Source organism: Paenibacillus sp. G34 (genome assembly GCF_056856875.1).
On sequence record NZ_CM166469.1, the window covers coordinates 2,963,647 to 2,981,393 of the forward strand.

Genomic DNA, 17,747 nt, shown 5'->3' on the forward strand with positions numbered 1-17,747 from the left:
AACGATTAGAGGTGCTACTATTATTTTATACTCTTTATGCAATCAAAGAGTAAGCAATGATGACCAAGAAGATGATGGTGATATGGTTAATGGAGAAAATAAACATCCGCTGTGACCATTTTTTTGTTTGTTTTTTATCAAAAGTAGCCACACTAAGAATGAGCCAAATCAGACTTACCACAAAGGCCACAATAGCAACAAATGGGCTCATTGGCCAGAACAGGAAGCTGGAAAGCAATAGCAAGACCAGATATACATTTGTCTGTACGTAAGTGCGTCCAATGCCTTTCACAACAGGCAACATCGGAACACCAGCTGCTTTGTATTCGTCGAAGCGACGAATGGCGATACCGTAGAAGTGAGGCATTTGCCATAAGAGCATCGTTACGACCAGTGCCCAGATTTCAAAATGTCCCAATTCTGGAGAGATGGCTGCCCAGCCAATCAGCGGAGGAACTGCACCAGACAAACTGCCTACCTCGGTGTTGTAGATCGTTGTACGTTTGGTCCACATCGTATAAGGAATTACATAAAGGAACAATCCAAGAAGTCCAAAAAATGCGGCCGATGGAGATGCGATGTACAGCATTATCGCACCAATCAACGTAATCGTAAAACCAAGAATCAGACCTGCCTTGGTATCGACCCGTCCTGTAACGGTAGGGCGTTTCTTCGTACGCTCCATAATCGCGTCAATGTCTCGGTCATACAGATTGTTGAACACCCCGGCTGCTCCAATAATTAATGAAGAACCGAGAAATGAAAGTACAATCGGAACAATATTAGCAGTGACAGATGCATCGAACACATATAAAGCTAAACTTAAACCTGCGAACATGGCGATCAAGTTGGACTTGATGATTCCAATTTTGATCGTATCGAAAAATACTTTTGGAATCGAGCTGTATTCCAGGCTGATATTGGCTTGTGATTCATTATTTATTGTTTTCAAATACTCACTTCCTATTGTTTATACTTAATATAATATGTGTCCATTATATCACTCAATTCGCGTTGTGATTTAAATTACATTCTAGTATTTATAATAATGTCATTTGATTGTGAACAATTTAAAAACAAGAACTTTTTTAATTGTTAAAACAACAGTTCTGTGCTACGCGCGTATTTTCATAAGATTGTCATGGTTCCATTGTAGAAATGAAATAAAAATATTGCAAATACGAAATAATAATTGTATTGTAGATATAAGATATCTTTAATAGTCTTGTTTTGGGGCTATAAATGCAGGGTTCCCTTGACTGTTAGAAGGGACGCTATTAGATATCTCATATGTCTTTGCTCCTTACGTATCGAGTGTGAAGAGGAAAGATAGAATTTTTTTGTTTCTATTAAAGACATTAAATATCTGGAAAGGGTGTTATATATGAATGAAGATCATAACCAATTCGATGTTGTAATTGTGGGAGGAGGGCCTGCTGGGCTGAACGCTGCGTTGGTACTTGGCAGAGCTAGAAAAAACGTGCTTGTCATCGATGATCAAAAACCTCGTAACTGGGTGACTCGCGAGACACATGGTTTTTTAACCAGAGATGGTGTTAGCCCTAGTGAATTCCGCAGAATCGCAAAAGAAGAGATCACTGTGTATCCTTCGGTGCAATTTGAATCAGATACGGTGACAGAGATCACTGGACATGACGGTGAGTTTGTTGTTCAAACAGTCGAGGGAAAGCAATATGAGACAAAAAAGATTTTATTTGCCGTAGGTAAGAAAGATTTGCCTTTGAATATTACGGGTCTACCCGAAGTCTATGGGAAAAGCGCTTTTGTGTGTCCTTACTGCGATGGATGGGAACTAAGGGAACAGCAGCTTGTCATCATTGTCAGTGCAAACTATGCGTTACATATGGCTAAATTAATTTCAGGATGGACGAAGCAGTTTGTTGTGTGCATACAGGATGCTGATTCATTAGAAAAAGAACATAAGATAGAACTTTCTAGCCATGGTGTGCAACTATATGAAGCTCCCATCCAATCGATCAGATCGGAAGAGGGGATGGTTAGCGCAGTTGAACTGAGCGATGGAACGTTGATCTCTTGTACAGGAATATTCTTTCAGCCTAAACTTCATACGGGTTCAGATATACCAAAGGGTATGGGGTGCGAGATGACAGAAACGGGTACTATCCTTGTTAATTCACAAGGGAAAACGTCTGTGTCTGGTGTGTTTAGCGCCGGAGATGCAGCTTCTGAAATGTATCAAGCCATCACCGCAGCATCATTAGGCGCTTTAACTGCGGTTAGCATTAACAATGAGTTAAATGTTGAAGCCTGGGATTTAACTAAAGCATAACAATACGAAGTGAAACCGCCAGTGATTCTCGATTACATGTCGATTAAGCTGACGGTTTTACTTATGTCTCTATATAGTAGGGAAGTGTTATTTTTTCGTAAAATTTAAAATAAAAGCATTGACATGTTGCCCGAGAGCGACTTTAATTATATAGACCGATTGTTATAATTTATTGAAGGAAGTGGCTTTCTTTGAGTGAAAAGTCGAATGCCAGAGATCTTATTGTTGGCACAGCAGCGAGACTTTTTTTTTCACAAGGGTATCATGCGACCGGTCTGAATCAGATCATTAAGGAGAGTAACACACCGAAAGGTTCGTTATATCATTATTTTCCTAAGGGGAAAGAAGAGCTGGCTCTCGAATGCATTCAATCAGCCAATGCTCATATCTTGCAAAGATTTGAGGAAATTTTTGCAGCCCATGAGACGACTGCAGAAGGCATTCGGCAATTCATTTATGAAACAGCGAATGAAGCGGAAGCATGTGGTTATACAGGATTTTTGCCATTCAGCTTCTGGGCTGCTGTAGAGACTTCCTGTATCAGTCAACAGCTACGTACGGCTTCACAGAATGTATTTGCGGGGTGGCAAGATATTATCGCAAAGCATCTCATGTTGGACGGTATTAGTGAAGAGAAGGCTCGTGAGACGGCAATGCTCGTCATTTCTCTGATGGAAGGTGCATTGATCATTACGCTGACCAATCAGAATAAACAGCCGCTGCTTACGGCTGCGGATTATTTGTCAGTTGTAGCGAAGAATGTCCAGCAGCATCAATAGTTGTACCAAGAGAAAGAGAAAATAGAAATCGCAGGATATGTTTGAGGAGGATGGGATCGTGGAGGCTTCCATGAAGGCTGGTACAGCAAAAGACCAGCAAGAAACACAGCAATATAAGGTATTCCCAATTTTGTTTGCCATGCTGCTGAGCGGGTTTATCGGTTTGTTTGGTGAAACGGCTTTGAATGTCGCTTTGACACCACTTATGGGTCTACTTGAAGTTGGACCTACAACTATTCAATGGCTAACTACAGGATACCTGCTCGTCCTTGGTGTATTGGTACCTGTTTCTGGATTGTTATTGCAATGGTTCACGACGAGACAGCTATTTACAACGTCACTTATTTTCTCGATTGCAGGAACATTGGTTGCTGCGCTGGCACCTAGCTTTGAAATTTTGCTTGTAGCTCGCGTGTTACAAGCGGTGGGAACGGCACTATTGCTGCCGTTAATGTTTAATACCATACTGGTCATCTTCCCTATTGAAAAGCGGGGAGCAGCGATGGGTTTGATTGGTCTCGTTATTATGTTTGCACCCGCAAGTGGTCCGAGTATTTCAGGACTGATTCTTGCTAACTTAAGCTGGCACTGGATTTTCTGGATTTCCTTGCCGTTCTTCCTGATCTCCTTGGTATGTGGGTTGTTGTTCCTGCCGAACATTTCCAAGTTGACCAAGCCCAAGATTGATGTGTTGTCGATTGTTCTGTCTACACTTGGTTTTGGCGGTATCGTTTATGGCTTCAGTAGTGCAGGTGGACACGGTGAATCTGGCGGAGGCTGGACCAGCCCGGTTGTTATTGCCACGCTGGCCATTGGTATCGTTGCATTGCTCTTGTTCAGTATTCGTCAATTGAGTATGAAAGAGCCAGTGATGAATCTAAGAGCGTTCAGATATCCGATGTTTACGACAGGACTGCTTCTGGTCTTTATCTGTATGATGATGATTCTGTCGTCCATGCTGATCTTGCCGATGTATTTACAGCAAGGCATGGCTGTTACACCACTTACTGCCGGATTGGTTTTATTGCCAGGTAGTTTGCTGAATGGATTTTTATCTCCTGTCATGGGACGGTTGTTTGATAAGTTTGGTCCGAGATGGCTCGTTATTATCGGTATGGCGGTCGTTGCGGTTGTCTTGTTCCTGTACACAGGTATCGAAGCAACAACGCCACTGATCCAGATTATTATGCTGCATGTGTTCATGATGATAGGTATTTCAATGGTGATGATGCCTGCACAGACGAACGGATTGAATCAGTTGCCGCGTGAGTTTTACCCTCACGGTACTGCGATTATGAACACACTTCAACAGGTATCCGGTGCGATCGGTACAGCTGTTGCCGTAAGTATTTTGAGTGCTGGACAGACGCGGTTCCTGAGCAATGTTGAGAATCCGCAAAGTCCGGAAAATATCCTTGCAGGATTTACATCAGGTGTACAGAATGCGTTTGTCTTTGCGCTCGTTCTGGCCCTCGTTGGTTTTGTCATTGCTTTATTTGTAAGAAGAGTGAAGGTTGGGTCAGCTGACAAACAGCAGAGTCCGATGCACTAAAATGAAATGAATCATTTGAAAAGAGCGATGTTCCCTAATGTAAGGGAACATCGCTCTTTTGTTTACTTTACAGAACTACCTTTTCGGATGAATATTGTTGTTCAACCGGATTAATCATTTCTTAACAATCTCAAGGATTTCATCAGCTACAATGTCCGGGTGGTATTGATGAATGTAATGCTCCGTATCTTTGACAGTAATTTGTTTGGCTGAAGTTGACCAGGATGTGAATTCACTTTGGGTTTTCACCCAATCCGGTTCCGGCTTGCCAAAGTAATCTGCGGTCAGAATCGTGAGAGGGAATGTGAATGGCTGCTTATGGTCTAGAACGACTTTGGCATTCGCCTTCATTTCGCGTAACTCATCAATCGTGTTAGCATTGCTATAGTTCAGAAGCAGCGCCGTTTTATCTACTTTTCTCAAATCCTCTGGTACCAGCTTTAACTCATTGCGATTGGCATTAGAAGCATCAACGACTGCCGGGACTTGCATACTTAGCCGGAAAAGTCCGGTTTTGATACGGAATTGATTCGCAAAACCAGCCAAAGTGTCAGCCGGGTTGTCGTCATCATTTGCGTAGCGCTCAGGACTTCCGCCGTCAATCATGACGATACCTTTAACCAAGTCAGGATACTTCTGTGCGAATCGAAGGGTCTCCAATGAACCAAGGGAGTGAGCAACGAGCACGTAAGGAGGTTTTTGCCCAGAGACTTGCAGGAGTTCATGCAATTCGTCCGCTACCGTGTCTACATCACGTTTCTTATCGGTTCTGTCACTGTATCCATAGCCGAAGCGGTCGTATACAGCGAATTTAGTGTTAGGGGCAAGCTTTTCATATAAAGGATAATAGTCTACATAAGGATCAGCTGTCCCCCAACCTGAGGCAAGAACGACGGTCACATCGCCTTCACCGCCTGTATATAGGTGCATTTTATCCCCATGTACTTCATACAGTTTGCCTGGAGGTGTAAATGTTTTTTCATCTTGTGAAGAACTGATCTGCTGATAGATCAATCCGGTACTTACCAAAATAATAATTAGTGACAGGTCGAATATCAGAAATTTAACAAGTCTTTTACGCCATTTTTTGCTCATGGTAGCTCACACTCTCTCTTGTTTTTTCTATATCATATAAGCCCAGTCTTATACGAGTGGAAACAGTATCTTAATTCTAGCTTGGGAAAGAAGGGTGAACGATGACGAAATACGAAAATCAGGTTCCAACAACTGCCGGAATGAATATCAAGTCTCTGACAAGTATATTGAGGGATTCCATGCGAAGAAATGTGGAGCGAAGACCGTCAGGGAACATACCTATGGAGCACTATCAAGCCGCTTCAACGCTGGAGGCTTCCGATCAATCACAGGTGACATGGTTTGGTCACTCGGCTTTTCTGCTTGAGATTGAGGGACACAGACTGCTCTTTGACCCCATGCTGGGTGACAGGCCGTCACCCGTGTCATGGGTTGGTACGAAGCGTTTCAGCAAGGAGCTGCCCATACAGCCTGAAAATTTTCCTACATTGGATGCGATTGTGATCTCTCATGATCATTATGATCACCTTGATGCTTCTTCTATTCGAAAATTAAAACGCAAAACCAATCGTTTTATCGTTCCACTCGGTGTGCGCAAACGCTTAATCAAATGGGGAGTGCCAGCGGACCAGATTACTGAGCATCAGTGGGGAGATGAATTTTCCTTCAAGGGTTTAACATTCGCTTGTGCACCTGCTCGTCACTTCTCAGGCAGGGGATTATTTGATCGGGACTCCACGTTATGGTGCTCATGGGTCATTAAGGGACGGGAAACCAAAGTGTTCTTTAGTGGCGACAGTGGTTATGGGCCTCATTTCAAGGAAATTGGAAGTAAATACGGCCCGTTTGATCTGACCTTGATGGAGTGCGGCCAATATGACGAACGCTGGTCCAACATTCATATGATGCCTGAGGAAACGGTACAAGCCCATCTGGATGTAGGCGGCAATGTATTGATCCCCATTCATTGGGGAGCATTCACCCTCGCCTATCATGCTTGGAATGAACCAGCGGAGCGGGTTACCCGTGCCGCACGAAGCTTGAATGTGCCGGTTGTTACACCGGTTATAGGCGAGACAGTTGTGTTCAATAATGAAGCTCATGAGATGCGTTCCTGGTGGAGAAGGAAACAGGAGTAATACTTACAAGCAAGCGTCTCACTCAACAGATGAGTGGACGCTTTTGTTTTATTTGATAAATGAAATCGCGGTAAAGATCAATATAAGACCCATAATGATATTAAAAGGTCGCTCATATTTTAACAGGAACTTTTGAAATAAACGTCCGCCCAATGCCCAGGTCAGATTCGCACTGATCCCAATCAGAGTAAGCAGCAACGAGAATAGTATGAGTTGGTGATGTGACTGTGTATAGGGCAGGACAAACACCGACAGGGCTGTAAGCCCGTATAAGATGACCTTGGGATTGATCAACTGAAGAGTGAATCCAAACGAAAAGGAATAATGAATCTTTGACTTGTCCTCGGCTTCGCTTTTAGCAGACGTGCTCTTCATTATTTTGAAGGCCAGATAGAGCATGTAAATACATCCCAATACGTTTAAAGCCGGGGTGACGACCGGAATGTACTGATAAAGGGCAAGGTTGAAATAACTGGATAGCATCATGATAAGAAGACATCCGACAGCGACTCCGCTAATAAAAGGAAATGTGTATTTGAAACCTCGTTCCTTGGCATGAGACATGGCGATGATGTTGTTCGGTCCTGGTGTAAAAGAAGCAATCATTGCGTAAGTGACTAAAGATAGAATATCCATATGTTCTCCTCGTAAGATTAGATTGTATGCTATAATGCACTATAAGGTCGTTATAACGTATATACTTTATGATTGTACAATATGTGCTGTATATCGCACAATAGGATTGGGAAGAAGTGAGGTGTATTTTTCATGGAAAATATTAATTTGATTTTGGCTCGAAACCTCAAGCAAATCAGGGAACAGAGGAAGCTGAGCCTGGACAAGGTCGCAGAAATGTCAGGCATTAGCAAGACGATGCTTGGTCAGATTGAACGCGGGGAATCCAATCCGTCGATTGCAACGGTCTGGAAGATTGCGAACGGGTTAAAAATATCATTCAGTGAATTAATTCATGAAGCGAAGTCAGATACAACCGTTCTCATGAGAGAAGACATCAAAGTCATGCGAGAAGATGAGGGAAGAATCCGAATCTATCCTCATTTTTCTTTGGAAGCGGGGCGCCGTTTTGAAATGTACATGATGGAGATGGATGAACAGGCATCGTTGACAGCTGAACCGCATATTGACGGGGCTGAGGAGTTCATCACGTTGTATGAAGGAGAGCTTACGATCAGAGTAGGCGAAGAAGAATACAAGTTAAGACAGGGAGATTCGATTCGTTTCAAAGCGGATCAGCCGCATGGTTACGATAATCCTGGGGTAAGTAGTAACAAGCTGAGCATGGTGATACATTATGCCAATTCGAAGTAAACAAGAAACAAGTAATAAGTAAACATTAGTGACAGGAAATATGATGCACTCACTGTTGTGAGGCACCATATTTTTTTACATGGATGCTACTGATTATGCTAGTTCATAGTTAGGTGAAGTCATAAAACCTTGTGTTTATTTGTTCGTGGAGTGTTGTTTGTTCGGCAATTTATCACCGGGCGTACCTTTACCATTGTTTTTGTTATGACGTGCTTTCTCGGCATTTTCATTGACCTTTTTCACGAATTCTTGTGTACTTTCCATTCGTATTCATGCTCCTTTCCAAAACAGGGAATGGGTAATTCAAGCTTAATATAACCAGGCTTAACTCATTTTATTTGAACAGACACCATGAAACTGGACAGGTGCTGAACTTCTCTCTAAACTAGATACAAGTTGAACTATTCTTTTACACACTTAAGAACGAAGGGACGTTCTGAAAATAACATGTTGCAAAAATTCGGATTTACCCAATATGAAAGTCAGGTTTACGAGGCTATACTTGCGCAGGATGAGCCGCTGGATGCAACAACGATCGTAGGCGCATCGAATGTTCCCAAGGCCAAAATTTATGAAGTGCTCAACCGTTTGATTGATAAGGGGATTGTGCTGACAACGATGGATGGCAAGAAAAAACTGTACATGGCAGTCGATCTTCAAACGGTTATTCACAAAATCAAGCTTGATTTTGATAAAGACATCGAAACCTTGAAACAATATAAAATTAAGCGAACATTCACCGATGAGCATATCTGGACGTTAAAGGATGAGTCATCCATTGCCTCGAACATTGAGCAATTGATTGAAGAGGCGGATTCGTCTATTCTTTTTCTGGCCTGGAATGAGCGGATGGAGAGTTACCGCAGTTTGCTGGAGCAGAAGGAGAGGCAAGGCGTGTATGTAGAAGTGCTTGCAGTTGGTGGTTTGGACAGTTCCCTGACTCGTAAATACTCGCTTATCCCGCTACTTGATGCGCCAGAACCTTCACAACTGCTTATCGTGGATCATGCCTATCTGCTATTCGCCGGATTGGAAAATGAGTCGTGGAAAGCCATCAAAACGATGTCCAAACCGATTGTTAAAGCAATGACGGATTATTTCTATCACGACGTGGCTCTGACACAGATCACAAAAAAATACGGGGATCAACTTTTGCAGGATGAAGAGATTGAACGTTTGCTTACGAGATTGATCTACTAGGAGACTATTCTATCGAAGAATAGTTTTTTATTTTTTTATATTTGTAAATGAGATGAAAAGAATCTGAAAATGTATTGAAATTATTCGTTGAACTTTTCTTGCTAATAGGTTACTATCGTAGTTGTAACTTGTTAGGGGGATTTAAAACAATGAATAAAAAAGTATATGTTTTGGCGATTGCTGCCTTTGTGGTTGGAACGGTTGAACTGATTTTGGGCGGCATTCTGGATCTGATTGCAACCGATCTTCATCTGTCTTTGGCGAAAGCCGGATATCTGATCTCGATCTTTTCACTCGTATATGCACTTTCTGCGCCGATCTTGTTAAATGTAACGGCCCGATTTGAGCGAAAAAAGGTATATATGTTTACGTTATTTGTATTTCTAATCAGCAATCTGGTCTCTGCATTCAGTGTTAACTTTTACATGTTAATGGCAGGACGCATGCTTGGAGCTGCAGCAGGTTCGCTTATTTTTGTATTATCTCTGACGTTAGCATCACGTATCGTTAAACCGGAGTACAAAGGTCGCGCGGTTGGCACAATTACGATGGGAGGAAGTGCATCACTGGTTCTGGGCGTACCGATTGGTATCTATATAGGCAACGCGTTTGGATGGCGTGAGGTGTTCATGCTAATTGCCCTATTGACAGTACTGGTGATGGTGTCCATCGGCCTCGCAATGGATCGTGTTCAGCCTGCTCCTGCCGTAAGTCTGAAAAATCAGCTTAAGGCACTATGGAATCCGAAAATGCTGGCGATTCACGCCACAACACTACTCGTTCTGGCGGGTCATCTAACGTTATATGCTTACTTTACACCGTTTCTGCAGGAAACCGTTGGAGCAAGTGCAACGGCGATTACCTTGATCTACATGATGTTTGGGCTTGCCGCAGTTGCAGGCGGGGGTATTGGTGGCATGTTATCCGATCGTCTTCATCCGGCTAAAGCTATTTTGATCGTGCTGGTTCCGTTTATGATTAGTATGGCTGTTATTCCGTTCAGCACGGGACTACCTATGATCGCTTTTCTGCTGCTGTTAAGTGTCTGGGGGGCTCTAAGCTGGACGATTACACCTGTGCAAAATAGTCTGATTATCAAGACCTCACCTGAAACATCTGAAATATTGATTAGTACGAACTCGGGGATAGCCCATGCGGGTATCGCGCTGGGAACCTATATTGGCGGTCTTGTTATTGACCATTCATCCATTATGAACACGGGGTGGGTTGGCTCGATCCTTGTGGGTGTCGGACTTGTTGCTGCTGTTCTCGCAATTAGTATGAAAGAAAAGCATGCTCATGTGATGGCTTGAGAATAGGAACCATGCCTCATTTCAGGTAAAATATAACCTTTGTATTTCCGGATTTTTTTGCGGATGTGCAGAGGTTTTTTGTGCCGAGTTCGAATCCACGAGAGCTGCCTTTCAGGACCAGACGTACGTACATATCTCATGCACAGCGCCTCTGCTTAACCCGCAAGAGCGAATTAGGGACATTGAAGTTTAGTCTATATAAGTTGAACTAAAGAATGTAAACAATCCGCTCCGATATGCTCATCCATAAAGGCACATTAACAATATCACCGATCGCCCATGAATAGTGCAAGTCTGTCACCCTCTACTTTGACTACTGCGAGCGCTAACGATCAGGAGAAGCCTTATTTCGGCATATCCGGGCTTTCAAAAATTCTAACGATCCCCAGAGACGCTATTGTGCTGAAATCAGCTTGATCAGGCTCATTTTTCAGGATTTTGAATGGAATAAGCTTCCTGGAGATCGTTAGATTTCAAATCTCCCTGATTCAGGGTAAATAAGCTCCATGGGGATCGTTAGATTTCCATCTTCCAGTTGAGCAGCCTGCAAGGCTGGTATTTTTGCCCTATTACAGTGCTCTTTGACGATATCATGGACCGTTAATCGGCATCATGTCGTTTTCTTTAGTTCAATTTATGTAGAAAAAAGACCTCTCTCGGCTTGACGGATCAAGCTGAAAAGCCGCACAGTGGCGAATTTCTTGATCTCGTGTTGCCGAAGAGAAGGTCTCTTATTATGATTTAAAGCTTAACGCTTCAGACTTTTTCCGTTGCTGCTAATGACCTCTTTGTACCAGTGGAACGATTTCTTACGATAACGCTCCAAGGTGCCTGAACCATCATCGTGACGGTCTACGTAGATAAAGCCATAACGCTTTTTCAGTTGAGCGGTAGAGGCACTCACGACATCGATACAACCCCAAGAGGTGTATCCCATAATGTCTACTCCATCTTCCAATGCTTCACCAACCTGAACGAGATGGTCATTCAAATACTGAATGCGGTAATCATCATCAACGGTTTTCTCGCCATTCGGACTTGTAATTAACTCGTCTACTGCGCCAAGACCATTTTCAACGATAAACAGTGGTTTCTGGTAACGATCATAGAACATGTTCAATACATAACGAAGTCCTTGCGGGTCAATCTGCCATCCCCACTCACTCGCCGGCAAATACGGATTAGGTATACCGCCGATCAGATTGCCTTCACCAGCCACTTGTTTAGCAGGATCAGCCGTCTGACATGTGCTCATGTAATAACTGAAGGAAATGAAGTCCACAGTGTTAAGCAATATCTCTTGATCGCCTTCTTCCATCTGAATTTCAATTCCTTTTTCACGGAAGTAACGTTTCATGTACCCAGGGTAGCGTCCACGGACATGCATATCACCAAAGAAATAGTTGCTGTGTTCATACTCCATCACTTTGATGACATCATCCGGGTTCGGAGTTAATGGGTACGTCGGCATACTCAAAATCATACATCCAATCTGAGCATCAGGGATGATCTCATGACACAGCTTCACAGCAGATGCGCTTGCCACGAGTTCGTGGTGGATGGCTTGATACAGATCCTGTTTGCTCAGCTTCTCCTTAGGTGTGAAGATGCCTCCGCTCATGAATGGGAATTCAAGAATAGAGTTGATTTCGTTGAAAGTGAGCCAGTACTTGACTTTGTTTTTATATCGATTAAAGACCGTTGTTGCATAACGCTCGTAAAAGCCGATCATTTTCCGGTTGACCCAGCCGTCGTATTCTTTGGCAAGATGCAGAGGTGTCTCATAGTGAGACAACGTGACCAGCGGCTCGATACCGTATTTGCGACATTCATCAAACAGATTATCATAAAATTGCAAACCTTCTTCATTCGGCTCTAGCTCGTCCCCTTTAGGGAAAATGCGAGACCATGCGATGGATGTGCGGAATACTTTGAAACCCATCTCGGCAAACAGCTTTACGTCTTCCTTATACCGGTGATACATGTCGATACCGATCAGTTTCATGTTATCGTCCGTCGGTTCTTCCGTAATCGAACCCATGACACCTCGCGGGGCAACGTCTTGTGTAGACAAACCTTTACCGCCCAGATTGTATGCACCTTCAGCCTGATTCGCCGCAATGGCACCGCCCCACAGAAAGTTTTCAGGAAATGAATACGTATGATTCGAAGATTTGCTCATATAGATCGCTCCATTCATTTAATTCATGGTGAACGTGTGTGAAGTTCACTTTATTCTCTCCCAAAAAAGCTTACACGTTGTAACGGGTTACACGTCAAGTTTTACTTTTACAGAGCAGATGAGGCATACTATATTTGGCGTTTATTCGCAGGAAAGGAGCATCGGAATGTCCAAATTTGATGAAATTATGAAACGCTCGGGTTATTCGAGGGCTACGGTATCCCGGGTCATTAATCGTTCACCGCACGTTAGTGATGAAGCAAGACGTATTATTACTGAAATTATGAAAGAACTCGATTACATACCGAATCGCAATGCAGTTTCTTTATCTACTGGACAAACGAAACAGATCGGGATTGTCACCGCGATGATTGATGAGCTGAGTTTGACCTTTATTAACCAATTTATGGATACCGCGATGGACTACGGATTTCAGACGATTGTTTATATGTCGCGTGGTGATAAAAAAATTGAGTTGCAAGCCTTCGAGGATTTGCGGAGTAAACGTGTGGATGGTTTATTAATCGTGACTTGTGTGAATGATCCGGGGGAATTGAAAGCCTACATGCAATATGGACCGATGGTTTCCTGGCAGCGCATGGGGAATGAAGAGATCCCTTCGATTGCCATGGATCAGGCTCAAGGGTATAGACTGGCGCTGGAGCATCTAGTGTCCAAAGGTTACACACGTATTGCGAATGTGTTTGGCCGGAGTGGCAGTCTGAATACGAAAAGCCGCCGCGAAGCCTATGAGACATTCATGACAAGCCAAGGTCTTCCCGTGTGGCGTGAAGCCTATCAGTATTCCGTATTCACTTCATCAGACGGAGAAATAGCCTTGCGACGAATGGCCAACGGAGGCGAGCTGCCGCAAGCAGTGCTTTGTTCCAACGACTATGCGGCAATAGGCATCATGAGTGAAGCTCGCAGACGGAACATACGGGTTCCAGATCAGCTTGCTATTGTGGGATTTGATGATATTGAGTTGTCGCGTGTACTCGAACTTACAACCATCCATAATCCAATTGCCGAGCAGGCGAAGCAGGCTTTTCATCAACTATGGGCCATATTGGGAAAAGAGGAGCATAAGGTGGCATCACTCGCATATCGGTTGATCGAACGATCAACAACTTAGCGTGAGTGTAACGAATATGGAATGATGTGAATCAGATCGATTCTATTCAATAATTCTTCAAATTTAAAGTAAATTCGAATCTTGCTCATGTTTTATACTAGGAGAGGGCTTACATACGTTGTGTGAGAATGAAATACAGCGTTGTAAAGCGTCATGTCATAAGTTACATATTTCACAAACAATCTTGCGGAAAGGTGAGAACAAACGGAATGAACACGGTCACAGGTCGATTCAGAATTGCTGGTATTTGGGAGGGCATATCCTTTCTGCTGCTAGTATTTATTGCAATGCCGTTAAAATACTTCGCCGATATCTCTATAGCTGTAGCTGTACTTGGTATGATCCATGGTATATTATTTCCTCTATATCTCATTGCACTAGCACATCTAGGCTTGGTCAAAAGATGGAAAGTGTCACTTTGGATCATGGGCTTGTTGGCGGGGGTACTTCCTTTTGGAACATTTGTGTTTGAATCTTATCTCAGGAAGAGAGATTGGCAATAACGTATAACCGTATAACACATCACGCAAAACGCAACGTAATGCGAAACAACCTCCTGAACAGAAACAGGAGGTTGTTTTTGTATGAACTCTATACTTTGCTACGTTTACGAATGCATAAATTATGTATGACCAGATGTCCAGCATGCAAAGATGAATCGTTATTTGGGTTTAACGGTTCCCGTTTCTCGATCAGATAATACACTAGACCCATTGTCTGATGGTGCGGCCGAAGCAAAAGCAGAGAATGAGGAAACAACAAACAGGGCAGCAAGGAGCAGGAGTGTCTTCTTCGTCATATACGAACCTCCTTTCTGCAAGAATGAGCTACACATCCATTTTAATCCAAAATTTAAATTTGTGGGGATTTTTTTGGAGTTGAACTGCATTTGAAATTTATGTGGTTATAGTTACAGTCATCTGTTTGCGATATTCGGTAGGATTTAACCCGGTATGTTTCTTGAACTGTCTGGAAAAGTAATACGAATCGCTGAATCCGAGAGTGTCGGCAATTTGAGTCATCGTCAGGGAGGTACAGCGAAGCATCTCTTTGGCTTTATCTATTTTTCGACTGGTCATGAAATGAATCGGTGGCATACCCATCTGTTGCTTGAAAAACCGAATGAAATAATTGGGATGCATATGCAGCATCTTAGCCAAATCCTGAACGGACATGTTCTCTTCGATATGTGCATCGATATAGGTAAGCAGGCTGGACAATTTTTCAACAACGGGCGCGTTTAAATAGGTAATCTGATCCAGTTCCAGGTCCATGATGTAATGAGAAAGCAGTTCGGTCAGTTTACTCTTGGCCATCATATGGGCGTAAACTTCATTGGAATTCGCATAGGTTAGCACACTGTCAAAGATATCTTGAAAGCGTTCGGGCTGACTCACGTTAACGACGTGCGGAAATTGTAGAATCTGAAACAGATTGATCCCCCCGACTTTGGCGGAGAAATGACACCAGTATTTGAGGAAAGGCTTGTCACTGATCGAGGAATACGATTGCTTTACCCCTTCTGGCATCAAAATGAGCTGTCCTGGCTCGGGGTAATATTCCTCATCGCCGATTTTAAGCCAACCTTCACCCTCGCAAATCCAATACAGCTTGCTATAGTCCGGGGTATAGTCCAGATCTCTCCAATGCGGGCCGCAGCGGTTATAGTTCACCATAAACAACTCCACTTGCAGATTGGACAAATAGTTGGTCAGCAGTGTGTGATGATCCATGAGCATATCTCCCTGAAAGTTATTATCGTCCATCTAATCGTTAACGTTCTGCATGTGCATCGGTATCCTGCTACACTACAATACAAATGTAGTCAACTAGGGAAGGATGGGGAACAGCACATGGACAAAAACGAATATTTGAAGCAGATCGAGGCCAGGATTGCCAATGGGAAATTCAAGGATAACTGGACTTCACTTCGTGAAATCGTCGTTCCCGAGTGGTATCAACAGGCGAAATTCGGCATTTTCATCCATTGGGGCGTGTATTCGGTTCCGGCTTATGATAGTGAGTGGTACTCACGTAATATGTACATCCAAGGGTCCAAGGCCTATGAACACCACCTTGAGGTGTATGGGAATCATAAGGAATTTGGATATAAGGACTTCATCCCGATGTTTAAGGCAGAGAGGTTCGATGCAGATGAATGGGCAGCTTTATTCAAACAAGCAGGTGCAAAATATGTTATGCCGGTTGCAGAGCATCATGACGGTTTCCAGATGTACAAGAGTTCTATCTCTCACTATAACACATATGAAATGGGACCCAAACGTGATGTGCTTGGCGAGATGAAAGCCGCCTATGAGAAGCAGGGGCTGACCTTCTGTGTGTCGTCCCACCGAGCCGAGCACTGGTTTTTCATGTCTCATGGAAAGGAATTTGATTCCGATATCCAAGAGCCGATGAAGTGCGGGGATTTCTATTGGCCTGCCATGCCGGAGCCACATCATCAAGATATTTACGGCTCGCCACCTTCAGACGAATATCTGGAGGATTGGCTCATTCGATGTTGTGAACTGGTAGATGAGTACCAACCAAGAGTATTCTATTTTGACTGGTGGATTCAAACGGCGGCGTTCAAGCCATATCTCCAAAAGTTTGCTGCGTATTATTATAATAAAGGCGAGGAATGGGGCATTCCGGTTGCCATCAATTATAAGCATGATGCATTCATGTTTGGCACGGCGGTCCCTGATGTGGAGCGTGGACAATTTGCGGAGCTGAAGCCTTATTTTTGGCAGACGGATACCGCAGTTGCGAGAAATTCCTGGTGTTATACTGAAAACAACGATTATAAAACGGCAGAAGAGATCATACGGGATCTCGTGGACATCGTCAGCAAAAATGGAAGTCTTCTGCTCAACATTGGGCCACGGGCAGACGGAACGATTCCAGACGAGGATCGGGATATCCTGGTCCACATCGGGAAGTGGCTGGAGGTCAATGGAGAGGCGATCTACGGGACCACGTACTGGCGTACGTATGGTGAAGGGCCTACAGAGGTGAAGGAAGGGCAATTCACGGATGGGGATACGAAGATTTTTACAAGTGAAGATATCCGTTTTACGGTGAAAGGCAGCAGTTTGTATGCCACGGTAATGGTATACCCGGATAATGGAATTGTGCACATTAAATCGCTGAGCGAAGGGTCTTCGCATTTTCATGGCATCATTGAGAAAGTTCAGATTCTGGGATATGAGGAACGGCCGGTTTGGGAGCGTAATGAAGATGCATTAACGATTACCGCAACGGGTGTGAAGAGCAATGTACCTGTCGTATTTAAAATTGACCTGAATTAGGTGTCATTACAAGGATGAATCTAATTGTGGAGAGAACCGGTGGCGAGCAGGCTGGTTCTTTTTTTTTGTATTTTATTGAGAGAGGATGACTGTTGAGGTGACAGAGGGTATAAAGACCTTGATGTTGAAGTTAAACAACCTACATTATGCACAATTGCGTAAGTTGAAGAAGGAATGGTTAGAGACAAAAGGCTTATAAAAGCATGATATAGACTTATTTTCTAATATTTTCAAATAAAGGTCTTGCGTGTATCGAACTTTGAATCTATACTATACCAATAAAATCCAATTAAAACCTAAATTTAACTTTTATATGTAATTTAAGATGTATTCTTCCAACCAACCCGCAAGCGTCATCCGGATTCACTTTTCCACTTCATGGCAAGCTTACTGCTAACGCTCCTGAATAACCTCCACATGAATACTTATAGAAATCACAGTCTCTCACTTATGCAGACCCA

Annotated in this window: 17 protein-coding genes; 10 read left to right on the plus strand and 7 right to left on the minus strand. The window is 43.3% G+C overall.

The features are described 5' to 3' along the window. Positions 1-34 precede the first annotated feature (34 nt). Complete coding sequence (gene cyoE, locus AC1VYS_RS13505) at positions 35-952, minus strand: heme o synthase (protein WP_482914679.1); 918 nt, start codon at positions 950-952, stop codon at positions 35-37. Between the two features lie 432 nt (positions 953-1,384). Here cyoE and AC1VYS_RS13510 point away from each other — a divergent pair, with 432 nt between their 5' ends. The 3 genes from AC1VYS_RS13510 to AC1VYS_RS13520 all read left to right on the plus strand — a co-directional run bounded on the left by AC1VYS_RS13510 (position 1,385) and on the right by AC1VYS_RS13520 (position 4,642). Then, positions 1,385-2,311: an NAD(P)/FAD-dependent oxidoreductase gene (locus AC1VYS_RS13510; RefSeq protein WP_482914680.1), complete on the plus strand. Its 927-nt coding sequence runs from the start codon at positions 1,385-1,387 to the stop codon at positions 2,309-2,311. Between the two features lie 191 nt (positions 2,312-2,502). After that, positions 2,503-3,090, plus strand: a complete 588-nt coding sequence (locus AC1VYS_RS13515; RefSeq protein ID WP_482914681.1) for a TetR/AcrR family transcriptional regulator — start codon at positions 2,503-2,505, stop codon at positions 3,088-3,090. Positions 3,091-3,160: 70 nt separating this feature from the next. Next, positions 3,161-4,642, plus strand: coding sequence for a DHA2 family efflux MFS transporter permease subunit (locus AC1VYS_RS13520; RefSeq protein ID WP_482914989.1), 1,482 nt, complete (start codon positions 3,161-3,163; stop codon positions 4,640-4,642). 114 nt (positions 4,643-4,756) lie between these two features. On the opposite strand, the gene AC1VYS_RS13525 is transcribed toward AC1VYS_RS13520, so the two are convergent. Beyond that, positions 4,757-5,737 (minus strand): alpha/beta hydrolase, encoded by a 981-nt coding sequence (locus tag AC1VYS_RS13525; RefSeq protein ID WP_482914682.1) that lies wholly within the window; start codon positions 5,735-5,737, stop codon positions 4,757-4,759. A gap of 101 nt (positions 5,738-5,838) precedes the next feature. On the opposite strand from AC1VYS_RS13525, the gene AC1VYS_RS13530 reads away from it, so the two are divergent. Next, on the plus strand, positions 5,839-6,816 hold the full coding sequence (locus AC1VYS_RS13530) for an MBL fold metallo-hydrolase (protein ID WP_482914683.1): 978 nt from the start codon (positions 5,839-5,841) through the stop codon (positions 6,814-6,816). Positions 6,817-6,864: 48 nt separating this feature from the next. On the opposite strand, the gene AC1VYS_RS13535 is transcribed toward AC1VYS_RS13530, so the two are convergent. Further along, a complete protein-coding gene (locus tag AC1VYS_RS13535; RefSeq protein WP_482914684.1) occupies positions 6,865-7,452 on the minus strand; it encodes a LysE family transporter in 588 nt (195 codons plus the stop codon). Between the two features lie 132 nt (positions 7,453-7,584). On the opposite strand from AC1VYS_RS13535, the gene AC1VYS_RS13540 reads away from it, so the two are divergent. Beyond that, positions 7,585-8,145: a helix-turn-helix domain-containing protein gene (locus AC1VYS_RS13540; protein ID WP_482914685.1), complete on the plus strand. Its 561-nt coding sequence runs from the start codon at positions 7,585-7,587 to the stop codon at positions 8,143-8,145. Between the two features lie 135 nt (positions 8,146-8,280). Here AC1VYS_RS13540 and AC1VYS_RS13545 read toward each other — a convergent pair whose 3' ends face one another. Then, the gene (locus tag AC1VYS_RS13545) at positions 8,281-8,409 is read right to left on the minus strand and encodes a DUF4023 family protein (protein ID WP_090924048.1); all 129 of its coding nucleotides are present in this window, start codon (positions 8,407-8,409) and stop codon (positions 8,281-8,283) included. Positions 8,410-8,592: 183 nt separating this feature from the next. Between AC1VYS_RS13545 and AC1VYS_RS13550 the strand changes: the two genes are divergently transcribed. Together AC1VYS_RS13550 and AC1VYS_RS13555 are read left to right on the plus strand one after the other, a co-directional pair. Beyond that, positions 8,593-9,345 carry a TrmB family transcriptional regulator gene (locus AC1VYS_RS13550; RefSeq protein WP_482914686.1) on the plus strand — a complete coding sequence of 251 codons (753 nt, stop codon included), beginning with the start codon at positions 8,593-8,595 and terminating at the stop codon, positions 9,343-9,345. A 149-nt stretch (positions 9,346-9,494) separates the two neighbouring features. Then, positions 9,495-10,658: an MFS transporter gene (locus tag AC1VYS_RS13555; RefSeq protein WP_482914687.1), complete on the plus strand. Its 1,164-nt coding sequence runs from the start codon at positions 9,495-9,497 to the stop codon at positions 10,656-10,658. A gap of 748 nt (positions 10,659-11,406) precedes the next feature. On the opposite strand, the gene AC1VYS_RS13560 is transcribed toward AC1VYS_RS13555, so the two are convergent. Next, complete coding sequence (locus tag AC1VYS_RS13560; protein ID WP_482914688.1) at positions 11,407-12,840, minus strand: glycoside hydrolase family 1 protein; 1,434 nt, start codon at positions 12,838-12,840, stop codon at positions 11,407-11,409. A 166-nt stretch (positions 12,841-13,006) separates the two neighbouring features. On the opposite strand from AC1VYS_RS13560, the gene AC1VYS_RS13565 reads away from it, so the two are divergent. Both AC1VYS_RS13565 and AC1VYS_RS13570 read left to right on the plus strand, forming a co-directional pair. Beyond that, positions 13,007-13,975, plus strand: a complete 969-nt coding sequence (locus tag AC1VYS_RS13565; protein WP_482914689.1) for a LacI family DNA-binding transcriptional regulator — start codon at positions 13,007-13,009, stop codon at positions 13,973-13,975. A 209-nt stretch (positions 13,976-14,184) separates the two neighbouring features. Next, a complete protein-coding gene (locus AC1VYS_RS13570; RefSeq protein WP_482914690.1) occupies positions 14,185-14,478 on the plus strand; it encodes a DUF3817 domain-containing protein in 294 nt (97 codons plus the stop codon). 158 nt (positions 14,479-14,636) lie between these two features. On the opposite strand, the gene AC1VYS_RS13575 is transcribed toward AC1VYS_RS13570, so the two are convergent. Together AC1VYS_RS13575 and AC1VYS_RS13580 are read right to left on the minus strand one after the other, a co-directional pair. Continuing rightward, complete coding sequence (locus tag AC1VYS_RS13575; protein WP_482914691.1) at positions 14,637-14,774, minus strand: hypothetical protein; 138 nt, start codon at positions 14,772-14,774, stop codon at positions 14,637-14,639. Positions 14,775-14,871: 97 nt separating this feature from the next. Then, complete coding sequence (locus AC1VYS_RS13580; RefSeq protein ID WP_482934527.1) at positions 14,872-15,708, minus strand: AraC family transcriptional regulator; 837 nt, start codon at positions 15,706-15,708, stop codon at positions 14,872-14,874. 120 nt (positions 15,709-15,828) lie between these two features. Between AC1VYS_RS13580 and AC1VYS_RS13585 the strand changes: the two genes are divergently transcribed. Continuing rightward, positions 15,829-17,286, plus strand: a complete 1,458-nt coding sequence (locus AC1VYS_RS13585; protein WP_482914693.1) for an alpha-L-fucosidase — start codon at positions 15,829-15,831, stop codon at positions 17,284-17,286. Positions 17,287-17,747 lie beyond the last annotated feature (461 nt).